We start from the raw sequence: 12784 nt of genomic DNA, 5'->3' as shown, positions 1-12784 counted from the left end.
TCCTGAGTCGATCCGCGGGGCCCAGGCGCCGGCGAACCACATCAGGAAGGTGCTGCCGTGGTCGTAGACCGGGGCGCCTGCCGTGGTCGAGGTCCCAGGGGTTGCGTACGGGCCCGTAGCGCACGGGCTCGGTGGTGAAGCTGACGCACAGCTCAGGCACCGTGGTCAGGCCCAGCGTGACCAGGCCGGCGGCGCGGAACCGCGCCATCAGGTCGGTGTCGCGCCGGGCGAGGACGCCGGGATAGGCCCGGCTTCCCAGCGTGAACGGCACCCCTTCGGCCACCGGCCCGTGATCCTTGATGAGGAACGGCACCCCCGCGAAGGGGCCGTCGGCTGCGTGGTCGAGCGCCGGCGAGAACACCGGCAGCGCCAGCCCGTTCACATGTTCGTCAACCTGCGCCAGCGCCTGGCGGGCCGCCGTCTCGACCTCGCCGGCGCCGGCCTCGCCCGTCCTGATCAGGTCGCGGAGGCCGGTGGCGTCGTACCTGGCGTACTCATGGATGTCCATGGAAAGCCCTTCTCCGGGCGCGCTCGGGCGCCCGCACGTCGATCGTCTGAGGGAAGAGTCAGAGAGTTGCCGACAAGGGGGTGACGGCTCCTGGGCCGTCCCCCTGCCGGTGATCGACGTGTTCCTACGCTCGGTACATCACCGGCCATGCTCGCAGCGACCGGCCCCCCAGGTCCACCGAGTTTTCCGCCAGGGGCAGGCGACCGGGTTCCTCATGGCCGACCTGTGCGGCACGAACACCTCGCTCAGGACGATGATGCTCGGACCGGAGAGCAGGACGGCCGGCCACGACGGCCCCTCCACGCCGAGCAGGGCTCGCGTACCCTCACCGACTGCGACCGGAAACCACAAACTACGGCCCGGCCCGGCTGTACGCCCCCTGGCCGACCGCTCCCGAACCGGAGGCCGAGAGCAGCTTCGCTCCTGAGGACCAGGAGTCGGGTTGCCCTCATGCTCCAGGAATGGCTGGCTCCTGGCGACCAGGAGTGGGTTGCCCTGGTGCCGTAGAAATGGCCTCGCTTCTGGACATCAGCAGTGGGGGCGTCCTGGCGCTCCAGGACTGGGTTCGCCTGGGGCCAGGAGTGGGTTGCCCTGATGCCGTAGGAAAGGCTTCGCTTCTGGACATCAGCAGTGGGGCTGCCCTTGTGCTCCAGGACCGCGTTCGCCCCTGAGGTTCAGGAGTGGGTTCACCCCCTGAGGGGGGCGGAGCGGTTCCCGCGGCCCTGACATGATGTGGATCATTTCCCGAAATATCGCCCATTTGGAGGAAAGCTGTGCGCATCGCGCTCGCGGGGCTCGCCACCAGCCATCCGTACACCGACGCCCGCACCCTCGCCCGCCACGCCGAGCTGGCCGTCTGGGAGCCCGACGCCGAGCGGCTGCGGCGCTTCACCGAGGAGCATCCCGAGGCGATGGTGGCGGGCGCCCTCGACGAGCTGCTGGCAGCGAACCCGGACGGCGTCGTGCTGACGCTGCCCAACCCGCAGGTGCCCGCCGCGCTCGAACGGGTGCTGGAGACCGGCGTGCCGTGTTTCGTGAACAAGCCCGCCGCCGCGACCAGGGAGCAGCTCGACGCCCTGCGCCGGCTGCCGGTGCACGATCGGGTGATGTCGGGCTCGGTGCTGCGTTTCGCGCCCGCCTTCGCCGGGGTCCGCGCCGACGCACAGGACGTGCTGTCTGTACGGGCGACGGTCCGGCACGACGTGGGCCAGTGGGCCGACGGCTACAACGCCTGGCAGGACACACCCGGCGAGGGTGGCGGGACGATGGTGACCATGGGCATCCACGGCGTCGAGCCGCTGGTCGCCCTGCTGGGCCCGGACGTGCGCCTGGTCGGGGCGGCCGGAGCCAGACGGCACTACCGGACACTCAGGTCGGAGGACGCCGCCGTCCTGGCGCTGCAGTGGGCGAACGGGACCGTCGGAACGGTCGAGATCCTGGGCGTCTCGGACGACAACGCCTACACGGTGACCCTCCACAGTCGGCACGGCAGCGAGTCGGCCGTGATCGAAAGCGGCCCCGACCCGGTCCACAACCTGGGATACGTCCGGACGATGGAGGCGTTCCTCAGCATGGTGCGCGGCGGCCCCAACCCGGTGCCGTGGGCCGAAACCATCGCAATCCTGGACATCCTGATCTCGGCACGAGAACACACACCCACCACCTGAAACCACGCCAACCATCGCCCCACCCGGCGGACACCAAGCACCAAGTCCCGCCCCCCACCCCAACCCACGCCGCCATGTCCCGGCCGCCGCACATGGGACGTCGTCTCCATCCGCCCACCGTCTCTGTCCGCAGAGCCTGGGCCACCGTGCCCGTCCGCCGGCGGGCGCGGCCCCCGCGACCTGGGCTGCCGCGCCCGATGCGCCGTCCCCACGCACCGTCCGCGGCCGTCCCACCGTCCGCGGCCGTCGCCCCACCCTCCGCGGCCGCCCCGCCGTCCGCGGTCGCCTGATGGGCGGGGCATCGCCGTCTGGTCGTGGCTTGTGCCGGATCCGGCCGTCAGCAGTCGCGGAACGTCGGCACGGAGACGCCCAGCACGTGGCTCTGTCGTGGTTTGTCGGCGAACACCCAGCGGTTGGTGGCCAAGGCGTCGTCGGGTTCGGGGAGGGGACCTCGACCGTGCTGAAGGGTGAAGTCGAAGGGCGTACGGACGGTGGTGGCCCAGCCCCGCCCCCTCAGCAGCCCGATGGAGTCGGGACGCGGCTTCCTGTCGAACAACGCGAGCAGATCCACGCCGATCTGTGCCTTGGTCGCCGCATAGACCGGGTTGGCGCGGACCGCCGGCGATCCCAGCCCGAGCTTGGCCTCGAACGCCAGGACGCTGCCTTCGGCGCTCAGGACGTCGATGGTCCGCTGGAGCCGCCGTTCGACCTCCGGATCCAGGTAGAGCAGGAGCCCCTCGGCCAGCCAGGCGGTCGGCGCGTTCGCGTCGAAGCCCGCGCTCAGCAGCGCGCCGGCCCAGTCGTCGCCCACGTCGGCCGCGACCACCCGGCGCCGTGCCGCCGGGACGACCGGTACCGGGGCGGACGGTTCGACGGCGAGCGAGGCGAGCACGTGCTCCTTGAACGCCAGCACACCCGGCCGGTCGATCTCGTACACGACCTGCCTCCGAGGCCAGCCGAGCCGCAGAGCCCGCGTGTCGAGCCCCGCGCCGAGCAGGACGACCTGCCGGATGCCCGCCTTGGCCGCGCGCAGCAGGAAGTCGTCGAGGACCCGGGTACGCAGACCGAAGTAGCGCCCGAGCCTGCCCCAGAGAGGGTTGGCGTCGCCGCCGGGCACGTGCTGTGGACGGGTCGGCCAGGCGGCCGACGCGGCGGAGGCGCGTACGAAGTGTTCGGCGTAGGGGTCGGCGGCCAGCGAGTCGGGGCGGTGGGTCTCGATCGCCCGCGCGGCGGCGACCATGAGCGCGGTCAGGCCGACGCCGCTGTCGATCTCGAGCTGTCGGTTGTCCGGCACGTGCTCTCCTCTCGGGCCGGTCGACCGGCCGCTGACACCGCGGCGGTCTCCTGTTCCGGGATCCACGAGCCTGGGACGTCGTGGGAGGTGAGATGGGCGCCGTAGAGGGCGGCCATGAAGCGCAGGATCTCCGAGTCGGGCAGGTAGCGGCTGGCGGTGCAGTCGGTCAGCACCGTGATGTGGAAGCCCTTCTGGAACGCGGTGCGGGCGGTGGTGTCCACGCAGACGTCGGTGTACAGGCCGGCGAACACCAGGCGGACGATGCCGCGCCCGCGCAGGTGCCGCTCGAAGCCCTCGCTGAGGAAGGCGTCGAAGCAGGCCCACTTGGTGAAGACCGGCTCCCCAGGCGCGGGCTCGACCTTGTGGAACTGCGCGCCCCAGGTGCCTTCAAGGCATTTGAGCGGTTTGCCCTGGGCGAGGTCGCGTCGCCGCCAGCTCGGCCCCTGATGCTCGGCGTCACCGACGAACCGGACGAAGACCACGTCCATGCCGCGGGCTCGCGCCGATGCGAGGGCTTCGGCCGTGTTGGCCGCGGCCGTTTCCAGAGCCGCGGGGTCACCGGCGTAACGGGCACGGGCGGTGGGGCCGGTACAGAAGTCGTTCTGCAGGTCGACGACGACCAGGGCCGCACGTTCGCTGGAGGACTGGTGCTCCTCGGCGGCCAGGCCGGCAGGTTCCTGGTGTTCCCCGCTGCTCCGAATGGCACGTTCCTCGAAGGGCTCGGGCTGCTCGGCGGTCATGAGTCCGCCATCAGGACCGGGCGGGCCACGGGCTCCAGGGCGTCGAGGAGGGCGTCGACCACGCCGGTGGTGGAGTGTCGTCCGCCGGCGTCAGGGGTGGCGACGCCGTGGCGGTCGAGCGCCATCAGGGCGCGTTCGACCATCCGCACCGCTCCGGCGCACCCCGCGTGCCGCTCGGCGATGGCCGCGGCGGCCCGGACCGTGGCCACCGGATTGACCCTCCCGGTGTCCGCCAGGTCGTCGGCGGAGCCGTGCACGGTCTGGTACTCGACCAGACCGCACGCGTCGGGATGCAGGTAGACGTTCTCGGTGCAGCGGTTCTCCTGCCGCTCGGAGCCGAAGCGGTCGAGCAGCACCACGTGCATGATGTCGGCCCACTCGTTGCCCGCGATGATCACCGTGCGGGGGCGGGGCCCGCGTTCGATGAGGTTGCGGTTCACGGTGTCGGGCTGGAACAGGCCGATCTGCACGCCGTGGCGCGCGGCGCTCTCGGCCACCCACTCGTCGAGCGCCCCGTCGAGCAGGTGGAACTTGTAGGCCATGACGATCTCGTCGATGCGGCCGTCGGGCCACTCCTGCCGGGCCCGGCGCACGGCCAGCGCGATGACCTTCTCGGTGATCTCCCTGGTGAAGGTCATCGTGCGGACGAGCGCGCCGGGAAGATGCACGTTCTCGCCGGTGTAGAAGCCCTGGGCCTGGTCTCTGACCAGCAGCAGCGACGCCCCGGCCGTGGTGATGGCGTCGATCTTCACCGCCTGCAGGCGCTGGCGGACCAGGTAGAGCGACTGGGCGTTGATCGCCGTACGGAAGACGGCAGGGACCCCGGCGGCCGCCAGCGAACGGCAGAAGTGCGTGTAGTGGTCGGCGTCCTGCCGCGTGCTCTCGCGGATCTCCTCGGCCTCCGCGCCGGCCTTCAAGGACACGTAGGAGTGATAGATCCGCTCAGAGCGGGTGAGGGCCACCTTCGTGCCACAGGCGTCGGCGATCCCGGCCAGCACCCGCTCGAAGACGGCCGCGAGCTCGGGGCCCGTTCCCCGGCCGATGGCAAGTCCGATGACTGGTTCCACTACTGCTCCCTTTTCGTCGTCGAAGGCCGGACGCACCGGCTCGTGGCGGCCGTCAGCTGGACTCTCCGAGCAGGAGGTCGCCCGCGATGTCCGCCTTCTCGGGGCTGTAGTACTCCTTGATGCCCTCGGCCCAGACCGGGACCTTGACCTGGTCGTCCTGGGAGGGGCCGAACGCGTCGAAGAGAGTGTTGACATTGCGCCGCTTGAAGCCGATGGCGGTCATGAGCGCCATGAAATCGGTGCGGTGGATGAGGCCGTCGCCGTCGGGGTCACCCAGTTCGGCCAGCGCCTCGGCGAAGTCGGTCAGCGCGTCGTCGAAGCGCTCGGGGGAAAGGACGCACGCGCTGTACTCGTCGAAGCTGATGCGGCCGTCTTTGTCCAAATCGAGTTCCTCGACAAGAGTCGTCCAGTAACGACGGAAAGCGTCACTGATCGCGCTCTTGGCGGCTTCTGTGGAACGAGGGGAAGCCGCCAATACGCGGTTGGCCATGCGGTCGAAGTCTTCGGCCTCAAGATAACCGGTGCCGTCGGCGTCGAACAGGGTGAAGATGAGCTTTACTCGGTCGATGGCCGCGTCTTGCATGCCTGTCACCTTTCTTCGGCGGGGTCCGGGTGCAGACTCTATAACGGAACCTGGCACGCGGGTGACCAGGTCTTTGGCGGCGAGGGAAACGCAAAATCCCGCATTTGGAATAATTCGCCAGAAAGCCTCGCTGGGCGACAAAAGTGGAGAACTCATGCGATTTCCGCACCCGTGGCGCGCGGGGAGCGCCGGGAAGTTGGGGATATTTCCTGGTATATGGGGATTTGCGACTCGCGGTTCGGGAGCGCCGTGTTTCCGTATCCCGGGCGCTAGTTTTTCATGTCCCGAGGTGATGGTGGAGGGAGGAGCGTCCCGGATGGGGGTAACCTTGGCGCCTTTCTGGTGATTGCGTGCGCTGGGGGCGTCGTCGTCACCGTCGCGTCCCGGCGCGGCACCTTCTCGTGGCGGGGGTGTTCCCGAGGCGCGGTGGGCCTGCCAAGCGGTGTGGAATGGTCGTGAGGGCCGCGCTCGGGCCCACTGGAATGCTCTTCCCGGCAGGACTCGAAGACGTCGCCACGGTAGTCGACCCTGCGGCCGGCGACCGCTACTAATAATCTACGAAGTAAAGGCGAGGGCCGGGAACAAATCTGATCTTCGCCGGCAAAAGAGCAGGTCCGCCATCGGAGGCGTACAGACCGTTCGACATCGGCGGTCGGGCTCGATGCCGGGGGAGCATGCCCTCACTTTCACTTTATAGCGGATCCCCGCCCCTCATGAGACCTCGAAAAGTCGTTCATACTGCCCGTTGCGAACCAACCCCGACGAAGGATGGAGCGACGGAATTGGGTTACGTGCTGGAGTTCGGGCAGATCAACGCGGCGAATCTCGCGGACGTCGGCGGTAAGGGCGTCGCCCTGGGCGAGCTCTCGCGGATCGACGGCATCCGCGTGCCGGACGGCTTCTGCGTCACGACCGACGCCTTCCAGCGGGTCGTGTCCGCGGTGCCGTCCTTCGACGCCCAGCTCGACCTGCTGTCGAAGGTGGATCCGGACGACCGTGCGGCGGTCCGCGCGCTGAGCGCGGAGATCCGCGCCGCCATCGAGGGCGCGCCGGTGCCCGGCGATCTGGTGGCGGCGATCGGGGAGTCGCTGGCCCGGCTCGGGGAGCAGGCCGCCTGCGCGGTGCGTTCGAGTGCGACGGCCGAGGACCTGCCGACGGCGTCCTTCGCCGGTCAGCAGGACTCGTACCTGAACGTCGTGGGGCCGGCGGAGGTGCTTCGGCACGTGCGGCGGTGCTGGGCCTCGCTGTTCACGGAGCGGGCGGTGGTCTATCGGCGTCGTAACGGGTTCGATCACCGTGGGGTGCGGATGGCGGTGGTCGTGCAGCGGATGGTGTTCGCGGACGCGGCGGGGGTGCTGTTCACGGCGGATCCGGTGACGTCGAACCGGAAGGCCGCCGTCGTGGAGGCGGTGTGGGGGCTGGGTGAGGCGCTGGTCTCGGGCGTGGTCGCGGGGGACGCCTACACGGTGCGTGACGACCGGGTCGTGGACGTGTCGGTCGGGGCCAAGGCACGGGTGGTGCGGGCGTCGCCGGCGGGCGGTACCGAGGAGGGGCCGGTCGAGGCCGAGCGGTCGGTCCGGCGGGCTCTGACCGATGAGCAGGCGGTCCGTCTGGTGCGGTTGGGACGGCAGATCGAGGCGTGGTTCGGCCGGCCGCAGGACATCGAGTGGTGTCTGGCCGGTGAGGACTTCCACGTCGTCCAGAGCCGGCCGATCACGACGCTGTTCCCGGTTCCGGTGGCCGACGACCAGGACAACCATGTCTATGTCTCCGTGGGCCATCAGCAGATGATGACCGACGCGATGAAGCCGCTGGGGTTGTCCTTCTGGCAGCTGACGACCTCGCGGCCGATGGCGGAGGCGGGCGGGCGGTTGTTCGTGGACGTGGCGCCGGTCCTGGCGACGGCGGCGGGCCGGGCGAATCTCATCGGGACGTTGGGGAAGTCCGATCCGCTCATCCGGGACGCGTTGCAGACGGTGGTGGATCGTGGCGACTTCATCCGCGCGGTGCCGGAGGAGGAGTCGGGTGTCGCGCCTGCCGCTGCTCCGCCCGCGCCGATCGAGACCGATCCGGAGCTGGTCGCCGAGCTCGTCCGGGACGGCCGGGAGTCCGTGGCCGCGTTGCGGCGCAGGATCGAGGGGCTGTCCGGGCCGGAGCTGTTCGAGTTCATCCTGGCTGACATCGCGGAGCTGAGGCGGCTGCTGTTCGGCCCGCGGAGCTTCCAGGCGATCATGGCCGGGATGGAGGCCGCCTGGTGGCTGAACGATCACCTGGAGGCGTGGCTGGGGGAGCGGAACGCGGCCGATGTGCTGACGCAGTCCGTGCCGCACAACGTCACGTCGGAGATGGGGCTGGCGCTGCTGGACGTGGCGGACGTGATCCGTCCGCACGCGGAGGTGGTGGCGTTCCTGCAGCGGGTGGTGGCGGAGGAGCGGGAGGGCGACGCTTTCCTGGAGGAGCTGGGCGAGCTGCCCGGCGGCCAGGAGGCGGGCGAGGCCGTCCGGGGCTTCCTGGATCGGTACGGCATGCGTTGTGCGGGGGAGATCGACATCACCCGGACGCGCTGGAGTGAGCGGCCCGCCATGCTCGTTCCGGTGATTCTCGGCAATGTCCGGAATTTCGAGGCGGGTGCCGGTGCGCGGCGTTTCGAGCAGGGGCGTCAGGAGGCCCTGCGCAAGGAGCGGGAAGTGCTGGCGCGCCTGCGGGCCCTGCCCGACGGGGAGCGGAAGGCGCAGGAGACCGAGCGGATGATCGCCCGGGTGCGCACGTTCGCGGGATATCGGGAGTTTCCCAAGTACGGCATGGTCTGCCGCTATCTGGCCTACAAGCAGGCGTTGTGGCGGGAGGCCGATCGTCTCGTCCGGGCGGGCGTGTTGCGGGAGCGGGAGGACGTCTTCTTCCTGCGGTTCCAGGAGCTGCAGGAGGTCGTGCGCACGGGAGAGGCGGACGGCGAGCTCGTCCTGCGGCGCCGGGAGGACTTCCGCTGGCAGGAGACGCTGCGCCCGCCGCGGGTGCTCACGTCGGACGGCGAGGTGCTCGCCGGCCGGTACCAGCGTGAGGACGTGCCACCGGGGGCGCTGGCCGGTCTGGCGGTGTCGGGAGGGACCGTCGAGGGCCGTGCCCGGGTGGTGCTGGACATGGCGCGGGCCGATCTGGCGGCGGGCGACATCCTGGTCACGGCCTTCACGGACCCGAGCTGGACCCCGTTGTTCGTGGGCATCGCCGGGCTGGTGACGGAGGTCGGCGGTCTGATGACGCACGGGGCGGTGATCGCGCGGGAGTACGGGCTGCCGGCGGTGGTGGGGGTGGAGGGGGCCACCCGGCTGATCCGGGACGGGCAGCGGATCCGCGTGCACGGGACCGACGGGTATGTGGAGATCCTCGACTGAGCCGCGGCGGCCCGGTCTCGTGTGCCGGGGTCAGAGCGCCGGGGCCGGTACGTTCAGCGGCTGCCGGCGGTCTTGGTCGGCGGGGGCCTGGAGGCGGGGCGGCTGTTCGGGGGCCGGGCAGTGGCCCTGGCAGTAGCCGTTGACGACGACGAGGCGTCCGCGGGCGGCCGTGTAGTCGCTGCGCTGCCGGCCGGGGAGGACTCCCTTGCAGGTGGGGCAGCAGATGGGCTGGTCGGCTGTCATCAGGGCCTTCCGACGTCGTGGATGTCGTGGGCGCGGGTGCTCCGGGCCGACGGCGGCTCCGGAGCACCGGGTCGGCGGGAGGTGCCGTGGTGGTCTGTGCTCAGGCCACCAGGGGGCTCTTCACCGTGCGCCTTCTGCAGTATGGCGACCGTGCGCGGGGGAGGGGCGGGCGGGGTGGGGCGGCGGGCTGAGGATCGTCCCTCGCGGGGTTGTTTCCTTCCTCCCGCTTGGCAGCGGCTTCGCCCGCAGGTGGTGTTCCGGCGTCGATCGCGGCTCTGCCTGTTCCGGCCGGCGCCTCGGGGTGAGCTTCGCAGGGTCAGAGCGTGATGAGGACTTTGAGGCTTTTGCGGTCGGCCATGTCCCGGTAGCCGGCCGGGACGCCGTCGAGGTCGGTGGTGACGTCGAAGACCTTGCCGGGTTCGATGGCGCCGTTCAGGATGTCCGGCATCAGTTCCCCGATGTAGGCCCGGACCGGGGCCGGGCCGCCGGCCAGGCGCAGGTTGTGGCGGAACAGGCTGCCCATGCCGATCGGCGCGTCGTCGTACTGCGGGACGCCGACGCGGCTGATGACGCCACCGGGCCGGACGACCCCGAGTGCCTGCTGGTAGGCGGGCATGTTGCCGACGGCTTCCAGGACGACGTGGGTGCCGTCGCCGCCGGTGAGGTCGCGTACCTGCTCGACGCCTTCCTCGCCGCGGGCGGCCACGACGTCGGTGGCGCCGAACTCGCGGCCGAGGTCGGTGCGGGCCTGGTGGCGTCCCATGAGGATGATCTGCTCGGCGCCCAGGCGCCTGGCCGACAGCACGGCCAGCAGGCCGACGGCGCCGTCGCCGATGACGGTGACGCGGGTGCGCCGGTCGACGCCGCCGGCCACGGCCGCGTGGTGGCCGGTGCCGAGCACGTCCGCGAGTGTCAGCAGGGACGGCATGAGGGCCGAGTCGGCTTCGACGGGCAGCTTGACCAGGGTGCCGTCGGCGAGCGGGACGCGTACCGCCTCGGCCTGGCCGCCCTCGTCCGGTTCGGCGTCCCAGAAGCCGGCCTGCGGGTTGGCGCAGGAGGTGTGCAGGCCCTCGCGGCAGAACCGGCAGGTGTTGTCGGAGATGGCGAACGGGGCCACGACGAGGTCGCCCCGGTTGAGGGTGGTCACCTGCGAGCCGATGTCCTCGATGACGCCGATGAACTCGTGCCCCATCCGGGCGGGGCCGTCCTCCGGCTTCATCGAGCCGTAGGGCCACAGGTCGCTGCCGCAGATGCAGGACGCGGTGACGCGGACCAGTGCGTCGGTGGGCAGCTTGACGGCCGGGTCGGGCACCTGCTCGATGCGCACGTCGCCGGCGCCGTACATCAGGGTTGCGCGCATCGAAGGTTCTCCGATTTCGTTCTTGGGTGGTGGCGTTCGCGAGCGGGCCCGAGCGTCCCGGCTTCCTGCCTCCTCCCCTCCTGACCTGGGCATACACCAGGCTGCGGAGATCCGGTGCGGCGGTGGCGCCGAGCCCGGAGAACCCCGGCGGCACGTCCGAGGAGCGGCCCAAGCCCCTGGCCGGCCTGGCGGCCGGCCGTCCCCAGGAGACACCCTCCGCCGGTACGATCCGGTCGTGTGAGTGCGGGCCGAACTCTTCGGGAGCGGGTCACCGTCCTGCGCGGCGAGCTGCCGTGCCCGGGGGTCCGGGTGGGGCGGGTGGCGACACGGTCCGGGTGGCCGACCACTACGTCGACTTCGTCGTCGGCCCGCCCGTCCTGGCCGCCGCCCAGGCGTTCGCCGACAAGTACCTCCAGGGTGAGGGGCACCACGGGCCGGAGTGGCCGGACTTTCCGCCGGCCGCGCTGTCGGCCGTGCGCGAGGTGGAGATCCCCCGTACCTGAGGGGCGGTTCACCTGGTGGCGGGCTTCCTGGTCTTCGTTCCGACGCCGCCGAACAGGGCCAGGCCGCTGACGACGACCCGCGGCGCGCCCTGCCTCCTGTTGACGGCGCTCCGGTCGAACGCGCCGAACAGCCCGAAGCCCTTGACCTCCACCTCGACGTCGTCGGGGACGACGACCTCGGTGTACCCCCACAGGGCGAAGGCGCGCACCCGGATCTCGTGGCCGGCGAAGCGGGCGTCGCGCAGGTCGATCTCGCCGCCGCCGAAGACCGACAAGGAGGTGAACACGCGCGGGGCGATCCAGCGGCCCTTGCGGCTGAACCAGCCGAACACGCTGAAGGCGAAGCGCGAGTGGGGCTCGTCCCGGACGACCAGTGAGTCCGTCCTGGCCGGTTCGGGGAGGTCGCGGCCCGCGTGCGCGAGTTCGCCCTGGGTGCGGGCCGTGTAGATCTCGCCGAGCCGCTGGTCCAGCTCGGCCAGCTCGATCCGGCCCGCGGCGGCGGCCTCCTGGAGTCGCCGGGCCGCCCGCTCGCGGTCCTCGTCGGAGGGGCGTACCGGCCGGGCGGGGATGAGGTCGGGGTGCTCGGGCATGCGCGGTCCTGTCCGTGTGGTCGAAGTGACGGGACCATCCTATTCTCCAAGTGGAGAACAAATCAGCCGGCCGGCTCCAGCCCTGACTCCTCCACCATGTGGGCGCCCATCATCCGTGTGAGCTGGACGCGGAACTCCGCCTCGCGGGCCGGGTCGTCGGGATCGTGCCCCAGGCCCGCCAGCCACGACCGGCCGCCGATCGCGAACCCGTACGCGGCCGACAGGCCCACCAGGACCACCGCCTCGATGCGCGACCGGCTGGGCGTGGGCCGTCCCGCGAGCGCGGCCCGGATCCCGGCCTCCATCGTGTCGATCAGCTCCACCAGCTCCGGCCGCGCGGCTCCCCGGTAGTCGGCGTGCATCTCGGTCCAGACGAACAGGCGCAGATAGCGTTCGTCGGCCAGGGTGTCGAAGAGCACGCCCATCATTCCCGCCGCGGTGGGGACACCGTCCTCGGCCTGGATGCGCTCGCGTACGCGGGCTTCGATCCGGTCGTTCTCGGCCCGCAGCACCTCCCGGACCAGGGCGGCGTAGGTGCCGAAATAGTGGGACACGAGCCCATGGGCGACCCCGGCGGCCTCGGCGATCTGCCGCAGGCTGACGTTGTCCGGACCCCGTTCCCTGATCAGCTCGGCCGCGGCGGCCAGCAGCTCGGCACGTGATTCCGCAGGGCTGCGCCTGCGTCTGGGTGGCATGACCGGCAGTGTATTGTCCGCCGGTCCACGGGGTGCAGGTCCTCGCACGCCGGTCCGCGCGTGCCGGTTGAGCTGCGTGGATACCGGCGCGGCAGATCGCATCCGATATGTTCGTGTTTGTCAGGTCTTTGCGCTGTCTTGGGGG

Annotated in this window: 12 protein-coding genes; 3 read left to right on the top strand and 9 right to left on the bottom strand. The window is 70.9% G+C overall.

Translation table 11 applies throughout. From position 1 onward, the window contains the following. Positions 1-508, bottom strand: a 508-nt coding sequence (locus ABZ444_RS46310) for an amidase family protein (protein ID WP_358010664.1), incomplete at its 3' end; no start/stop codon positions are given. A 773-nt stretch (positions 509-1281) separates the two neighbouring features. Here ABZ444_RS46310 and ABZ444_RS46305 point away from each other — a divergent pair. Further along, the gene (locus ABZ444_RS46305) at positions 1282-2175 is read left to right on the top strand and encodes a Gfo/Idh/MocA family oxidoreductase (RefSeq protein WP_358010662.1); all 894 of its coding nucleotides are present in this window, start codon (positions 1282-1284) and stop codon (positions 2173-2175) included. Between the two features lie 337 nt (positions 2176-2512). Here ABZ444_RS46305 and ABZ444_RS46300 read toward each other — a convergent pair whose 3' ends face one another. From ABZ444_RS46300 to ABZ444_RS46285, 4 genes are read right to left on the bottom strand one after another with little or no spacing between them, the layout of a single operon-like run. After that, on the bottom strand, positions 2513-3469 hold the full coding sequence (locus ABZ444_RS46300) for an SAM-dependent methyltransferase (protein ID WP_358010661.1): 957 nt from the start codon (positions 3467-3469) through the stop codon (positions 2513-2515). Beyond that, positions 3424-4209: an isochorismatase family cysteine hydrolase gene (locus ABZ444_RS46295; protein ID WP_358010660.1), complete on the bottom strand. Its 786-nt coding sequence runs from the start codon at positions 4207-4209 to the stop codon at positions 3424-3426. The genes ABZ444_RS46300 and ABZ444_RS46295 overlap by 46 nt, the downstream gene beginning before the upstream one ends. Then, positions 4206-5276 (bottom strand): isocitrate/isopropylmalate family dehydrogenase, encoded by a 1071-nt coding sequence (locus tag ABZ444_RS46290; RefSeq protein ID WP_358010659.1) that lies wholly within the window; start codon positions 5274-5276, stop codon positions 4206-4208. Before ABZ444_RS46290 ends, ABZ444_RS46295 begins: the two co-directional genes overlap by 4 nt. 52 nt (positions 5277-5328) lie before the next feature. Then, positions 5329-5859: an EF-hand domain-containing protein gene (locus ABZ444_RS46285; protein ID WP_358010658.1), complete on the bottom strand. Its 531-nt coding sequence runs from the start codon at positions 5857-5859 to the stop codon at positions 5329-5331. 791 nt (positions 5860-6650) lie between these two features. On the opposite strand from ABZ444_RS46285, the gene rph reads away from it, so the two are divergent. Continuing rightward, on the top strand, positions 6651-9248 hold the full coding sequence (rph, locus tag ABZ444_RS46280) for a rifamycin-inactivating phosphotransferase (RefSeq protein WP_358010666.1): 2598 nt from the start codon (positions 6651-6653) through the stop codon (positions 9246-9248). A 30-nt stretch (positions 9249-9278) separates the two neighbouring features. Here rph and ABZ444_RS46275 read toward each other — a convergent pair whose 3' ends face one another. Together ABZ444_RS46275 and ABZ444_RS46270 are read right to left on the bottom strand one after the other, a co-directional pair. Continuing rightward, positions 9279-9491, bottom strand: coding sequence for a hypothetical protein (locus tag ABZ444_RS46275; protein ID WP_358010657.1), 213 nt, complete (start codon positions 9489-9491; stop codon positions 9279-9281). A gap of 316 nt (positions 9492-9807) precedes the next feature. Next, positions 9808-10851: an alcohol dehydrogenase catalytic domain-containing protein gene (locus tag ABZ444_RS46270; protein ID WP_358010656.1), complete on the bottom strand. Its 1044-nt coding sequence runs from the start codon at positions 10849-10851 to the stop codon at positions 9808-9810. A 293-nt stretch (positions 10852-11144) separates the two neighbouring features. Here ABZ444_RS46270 and ABZ444_RS46265 point away from each other — a divergent pair, with 293 nt between their 5' ends. Next, positions 11145-11354: a hypothetical protein gene (locus ABZ444_RS46265; protein ID WP_358010655.1), complete on the top strand. Its 210-nt coding sequence runs from the start codon at positions 11145-11147 to the stop codon at positions 11352-11354. Positions 11355-11362: 8 nt separating this feature from the next. Here ABZ444_RS46265 and ABZ444_RS46260 read toward each other — a convergent pair whose 3' ends face one another. Together ABZ444_RS46260 and ABZ444_RS46255 are read right to left on the bottom strand one after the other, a co-directional pair. Further along, positions 11363-11944, bottom strand: coding sequence for a DUF1707 domain-containing protein (locus ABZ444_RS46260; protein WP_358010654.1), 582 nt, complete (start codon positions 11942-11944; stop codon positions 11363-11365). Between the two features lie 62 nt (positions 11945-12006). After that, a complete protein-coding gene (locus tag ABZ444_RS46255; RefSeq protein WP_358010653.1) occupies positions 12007-12639 on the bottom strand; it encodes a TetR/AcrR family transcriptional regulator in 633 nt (210 codons plus the stop codon). Positions 12640-12784: the final 145 nt, after the last annotated feature.

Source organism: Nonomuraea sp. NPDC005730, from assembly GCF_040630865.1.
GTDB lineage: Bacteria > Actinomycetota > Actinomycetes > Streptosporangiales > Streptosporangiaceae > Nonomuraea.
The sequence above is the reverse complement of the archived record's forward strand: the minus strand, read 5'-3'. Positions and strand labels throughout refer to the sequence as shown.